Origin of the sequence: Teredinibacter waterburyi, from assembly GCF_001922985.1 — a bacterium.
GTDB lineage: Bacteria > Pseudomonadota > Gammaproteobacteria > Pseudomonadales > Cellvibrionaceae > Teredinibacter > Teredinibacter waterburyi.
Genome location: NZ_MRUH01000084.1, coordinates 1 through 1,331, shown reverse-complemented (window position 1 = coordinate 1,331; position 1,331 = coordinate 1). Strand labels below are relative to the sequence as shown.

The following is a 1,331-nucleotide window of genomic DNA, read 5'->3' as shown; positions in this document are numbered from 1 at the left end:
GCAGCTCCATTTTACACAAACGCTCACAGCAAAAATTGCAGGTGAGCTTGGCGTTATGTGTATCATCGAATGAAAAATATAGTTTTACTTGTAGTGCTGTTAGCTGGTTGTACGGATTCAAAAATTGACGCTTGTTTAGATGACGGGGGCAGTTATAACTATGAAAAATGCGAATGTGACTTTGAGGTCAACCATGAATATAAAGAAGTTCATAGTTGTAAATAATTTAGTTGTTGGCTCATATTGGGTACTGTTTATTATTGCTCCTACATTGTTAATTGCAATCTTGGTAATAACATTTAACCAGTCAAAATTAGTTATAGCGCTCTCAATAGTGACCTTTCTTATTACTGGCGAACATGGCATTCGAAAATGGGCATCCCACCTAGAATCGGGCGTAAAATAATGTGTATAACTAGGTCCGCACATAACAAGGCCAGTCAATCTGACCTCCGTAAACTGTCTTCTTTTTTGCAAAAAACCGCAAAAAAGCAGCCAATTCACTCCGGCAGTTGCTGGCGGCGTTAAGTGGCAAAAACGGAGGGAGCAGATATCGCTGATAGATATTTTGATAAAGTTGAAAATGAAGAGGTGTATCTAATCGAGTTTCTCTTTCAGCTAACGATTGTCTATCGTGATCTCAATGAATCGCTGGAAGGTGATGAGCGTAAAGTCACACTTGCGCAAATTAATGAAATAAATCATCGCATCCTAAATAGGGTTCGAGACATCCGAGCAGGGGAAAAGTGGACAACGCGATCTGCCACCTCGGAAAGAATAAGAGCGCATTGCGAAGAAGTACCAAAATTAAAAGGTCTCGTTAAATATGCATCAGAACAAGCATTTAATATCGTCAGCACTTAACAAAGGTAGCCAATTGACCTTCGTAAGCTGTCTTGGTTTTTGCAAAAAGACGCAAAAACACAAGCCATCTTACTCCGGCAATTGCTACCGGCGTTATGCGTGGTATTAAACAAAGTGCTTTGTCGGTGGTAGGGTTGTGCTAATTGTCTTTTTAGTTTGTGCCGCTCCAACAGCGGTTTAGTAGGGTAAATCGCAGTGATGCAGTCAGGGAGTGGCATTCAATTTCTAGTCGGTCGTATCCGAACTGTGTCTCCCATCTTTGTTCTCAGTGGTTCCTTTCTAGGCAGTACCAAATCTATCTATTGCTTAATCTTCTTGTAGTATTATTTGGGGTTTTTGGTAGTATCTGGTTTTAGTTTCTATTGTCTAAGCGCTTCGTTTAGGCTTTGGGGCCACCTAGCGGTCGCCCAACGTGTGTGTTACTGGGTTTTTGCCGCCTCGCATAACAAGGCGCTCCACCTGACAAT

1 protein-coding gene is annotated in these 1,331 nt (G+C 41.5%); it reads left to right on the top strand.

Annotation, left to right across the window (positions count from 1 at the left end; genetic code table 11):
- Window positions 1-528: 528 nt before the first annotated feature.
- On the top strand, window positions 529-864 hold the full coding sequence (locus IDZ20_RS05920) for a hypothetical protein (protein ID WP_188150509.1): 336 nt from the start codon (window positions 529-531) through the stop codon (window positions 862-864).
- Window positions 865-1,331: the final 467 nt, after the last annotated feature.